We start from the raw sequence: 4,238 nt of genomic DNA, 5'->3' as shown, positions 1-4,238 counted from the left end.
CGCCCCCGCCGCGGAGGCCGCCCCTGAACACGCCCCCGCCTCCGACGACTCCGCTCCGCCCCCGCCGGGCGCACCGGGCAGTGCCCCGCTGGATCACCTCCCCACGATGATCACGGGCTCGGGTGGCACACCTCCGCCGGCCACTCCGCCGGCCCCGGCGTTCGGCTATCCGCAGCAGCACCCCCAGCCCACCGGGTACGGCCACCCGCAGCAGCCCGGCGCGTACGGCTACCCGCAGCAACCGGGCGCGTGGGGTGCGACCCCGGCGTACGCGCCCCCGCCGGGCTCGACGCCTCCGTACGGCCCGGGAGCCGGTGCCCCGCAGGAACCCCCACGCAGAAGCGGTCGCTCCACGGTCTTCCTGATCGTGGTGGCCCTGGTCGTCGCGCTCGCCGCGGGAGGCTCGGTCTACGCCCTGATGAACGGCAGCGGCGACAGCACCCGCGCGGGCGGCGACCCCACCGCGTCACCGACGACCAACGCGTCCACGACGACGGACCCGACGACGGACCCCACGACCCAGGACCCGACCACCCAGCCGCCGACCACGGCGGAGGAGAACCCGGAGGGCGGCGCGATCCCCACCGAGTACCTCGGCTCCTGGACCGCGGCCATCGACGGCGACACGGGCCCCAACACCCGCCGGCTCACCGTCCAGCAGGGCGAGGTGGGCGACATCGTGCTCTCGCTCACGGCGGACGGCCCGGCCGACGAGGCCGACGACGGCACGTACCACTGCGTCTTCCAGGCGGAACTGGCCGAAACCCCGACCGCGGACGGCCCCCTCCGCATCGGCCCGTCGACGGTCACCGTCGGCGAACCGGCCGCGTCCTGCTCCCCGGGCGAGGCCACGGAACTGACCATCCTCCCGGACGGCCGCCTGCGCCGCGTGACCACGAGCAACGGTGGCGAGCTGACGTACACGAAGGCGAACTGAAGTGAAATCGCTGAACTCCCGTTGAACTTCCGCTTCCGTGTCCGGGATGTCCCCGTCGCGAGCCGTACCTTGATCCCCGCAGCGCAATGCTCGGGGGAGTGGCTCACGTGCAGGAATGGCTGAGCGCGGAGAACGTCGTGGCGGTGGCGACGGCGATCGTCGGTGTCGTGGCGTCCGCCGTGATGGTCTGGTACGAGCGCCGGGTGCCGCGCCGGAAACGTATCGGCTACCGCGTACAGATGGACAACCCCATAGGCCACGACGTGCGTTCCGGGCGCGCGAACGTGCGGCTCGGGCTGTTCGACGAGGCGTCGGACATGTCCGACGCGACGCTGGTGCTGCTGCGCATCGAGAACGACGGCTCGCAGAGCATCGCCGACAACGACTACACCGGGCGTGAACGGCACGGCCTCACCGCGGTGTTCAGCGACCGCCTGATCCGAGGCGTGTCGGTCACGCAGCCGTCCGGCACCGACCACCTCATGGACCACTTCACCCCGGCCGCGGGCTTCGGCTACCAGGACGGCGTCCTGCGCATCCCACGCGTACCGCTCAACCGCGGCGAGCACTTCAAGCTGCTCGTGCTGCTGTCGGGCGGGGACGTCGGCTGCGGCATCCGGCTCATCGGCGGTATCCGCGACGGCGAGGTGCATCCCAACAGCGCCATTCTTCCGGACGACACACCTCCGCTGTTCAGCCGCGCGGCCCGGCTGATCACCGTGCTGCTCACGGTCTGTGTGATGGCCCTGGCCACGATCATCGTCGCCCGGGACGACACCCCGCCGCCGATCGAATGCGAGACGGGCGAGCTGACGCTCACCGGGTCGACCGCGTTCAAGCCGGTGCTGCGGGACCTGGAGAAGGAGTACGAGAAGGACTGCGAGGGCGCCGACATCACGGTGGACGCGCGCGGCAGCACGGCCGGGGTCAACGAACTCGCCGCCCTGGGCGCCCGGTCGAAGGACTCGCCCGCCGTCATCGCGTTCTCCGACGGCCCCAAGACCATCGACGATCCCGAACTGGCCGGAAACCGGGTCGCGTTGTCCCTCTTCACCCTGGTCGTCAACGACGGCATCCGGCCGAGCGGGGGCCTGAGCCTGGACGACGTACGCCGTATCTACCGCGGCGAGGTCACGCGCTGGAGGCAGCTCGACGCACGACTCCCCGACCTTCCCGTCGTCCTCGTCAGCCGGGACGCCGACTCCGGTACGCGGCAGATGTTCCAGCGGGAGGTGCTGGACAGCTGGGAGCGGGTCCCCAGCACCTCACTGGACTGCCGCGGCAAGGAGGACTCGTCCTACCCCGTCACGCGCTGCGAGCTCGACTCCACGGAGCAGGTGCTGGACAAGGTCGCCGAACTCCCCGGCGCCATCGGCTACAGCGAGCTCAGCCAGGCCATGGACCACAACGGCCTGCGCCGGCTCGCCATCGACGGCCGGCAGTCCTCCGTCGAGGACCTGGAGCAGGGCGAGAACGCCTACCCGTACTACGGGCTCGAGTACGCCTACACCTACCGCCGCCCGTCCCCGAGTTCCCTCGCCGACAGCTTCCTCGCCTATGTCCGCCGGGGACCCGCCCAGAGCGTGATCCGCGGCCACGGGCACGTGCCGTGCGAGACGGTGACCGGGGCCGAGCTCTGCGACGAGAAGGCCAGGAGCGACGAGGGCGGCTGATCGGCCGGCAGGGGCCTCGGGCACTCTTGCCGCCGCTTGACGGGTACAGAACGATGGCAGGCCACGGTTCCATCGCCCCGTCTTCCGGGAGGATCCATGTGTCCCAGCAGAAGAACCGTTCTCGCCGCCGCGTCGGCCGCCGTGGCGGTGTCGGCCGACGCGGTCACCGCGCAGGCCGAGGCCATGGAGCCCACCGGTACGCGTCCCCCCGCGACCGCCCAGCCCCCGTCCCGTGAACTCCGTGCCCTGTTACGGGAGATCGACCCCGACCGCATCGAGGCGACCGTCCGCAAACTCGCCTCCTTCGGCACCCGGCACACCCTCTCCTCCCAGGACGACCCCGAACGCGGCATCGGCGCGGCCCGCGACTGGATCCTCGCGGAGATGAAGTCGTACGCGAAGGCCTCCGGGGGCCGGATGACGGCCGAACTCCAGTCGTACGTCCAGGAGCCGGCGAACCGTATCCCCGTGGCCACCCGCATCACGAACGTCGTCGCGACCCTGCGCGGCTCGGTCACGCCGGACCGCATCTACGTGGTCTCCGGCCATTACGACTCCCGGTGCAGTGACCCCATGGACGCCACGTCCGACTCCCCTGGCGCGGACGACGACGCGTCGGGTGTGGCGGTCGCCATGGAACTGGCTCGCGTGATGGCGAAGCGCCGCCCGGCCGCGACGATCGTGTTCGCGGCGGTGGCGGGGGAGGAGCAGGGGCTGTACGGGGCGGCGCACATGGCGCAGCGGTTCCGGTCGGCCGACGCGGACGTGCAGGGCATGTTCACCAACGACATCGTGGGCAGTTCGACGGCGGACGACGGCACGAAGGACCCGTACACCATCCGCCTCTTCGCGGAGGGTGTCCCCTCGTCCGAGACCCCCGAACAGGCCGCCACCCGCCGCTCGGTGGGCGGCGAGAACGACTCCGCCACCCGCCAGCTGGCCCGCTTCGTAAGGGACACGGCGGACAACTCCGCGACCGGCATGCACGTACGCGTCATCTACCGCCGCGACCGCTACCGCCGCGGCGGCGACCACATCCCCTTCCTCGAACGCGCCTATCCCGCCGCCCGCTTCACGGAACCGGCGGAGGACTTCGCGCACCAGCACCAGGACGTACGGGTCGAGGGCGGGAAGCAGTACGGGGACCTGCCGGAGTTCTGCGACTTCGCCTTCATCGGCCGGGTGGCGCGCGTCAACGCGGCGGCCCTCTGGAGCCTGGCCCAGGCCCCCGGCACACCGCGGGGTGCCAAGATCCTCACCGCCGCGCTGACGAACTCCACCGAGCTGACCTGGACGCGCGGCTCCGAGCCCGACCTCGCGGGCTACGAGGTGGTGTGGCGCGAGACCACAGAGCCCGACTGGACACACGTCATCCCGGTCGGCGACGCGACCTCGCACGAGGTGGACGTGTCGAAGGACAACGTGTTCTTCGGGGTGAGGGCGGTGAGCCGGGCGGGATATCGAAGCCCGGTGGCGTTCCCGCAGCCGCAGGCGTGAGAGCACCGGGGTCGGCCTGGCGGCCTCGTCCTCAAACGCCGGACGGGCTGATTTTCAGCCCGTCCGGCGTTTGAGGACCGGGGGTCCGGGGGCTGGCCCCCGAAACGGGGTCTGGGGCGGAGCCCCAGGGG

2 protein-coding genes and 1 pseudogene are annotated in these 4,238 nt (G+C 71.6%); all 3 read left to right on the top strand.

The genetic code is table 11. The features are described from left to right. Nucleotides 1-937, top strand: a pseudogene (locus G5C60_RS49705) (serine/threonine protein kinase); the annotation flags it as partial. A 98-nt stretch (nt 938-1,035) separates the two neighbouring features. Then, a complete protein-coding gene (locus G5C60_RS49700; protein ID WP_338146155.1) occupies nt 1,036-2,610 on the top strand; it encodes a PstS family phosphate ABC transporter substrate-binding protein in 1,575 nt (524 codons plus the stop codon). 96 nt (nt 2,611-2,706) lie between these two features. Then, nucleotides 2,707-4,107: a M20/M25/M40 family metallo-hydrolase gene (locus tag G5C60_RS49695; protein WP_165270753.1), complete on the top strand. Its 1,401-nt coding sequence runs from the start codon at nt 2,707-2,709 to the stop codon at nt 4,105-4,107. Nucleotides 4,108-4,238: the final 131 nt, after the last annotated feature.

Origin of the sequence: Streptomyces scabichelini (assembly GCF_011045015.1) — a bacterium.
Lineage (GTDB): Bacteria > Actinomycetota > Actinomycetes > Streptomycetales > Streptomycetaceae > Streptomyces > Streptomyces scabichelini.
This window is presented reverse-complemented; position numbering and strand designations above follow the sequence as displayed.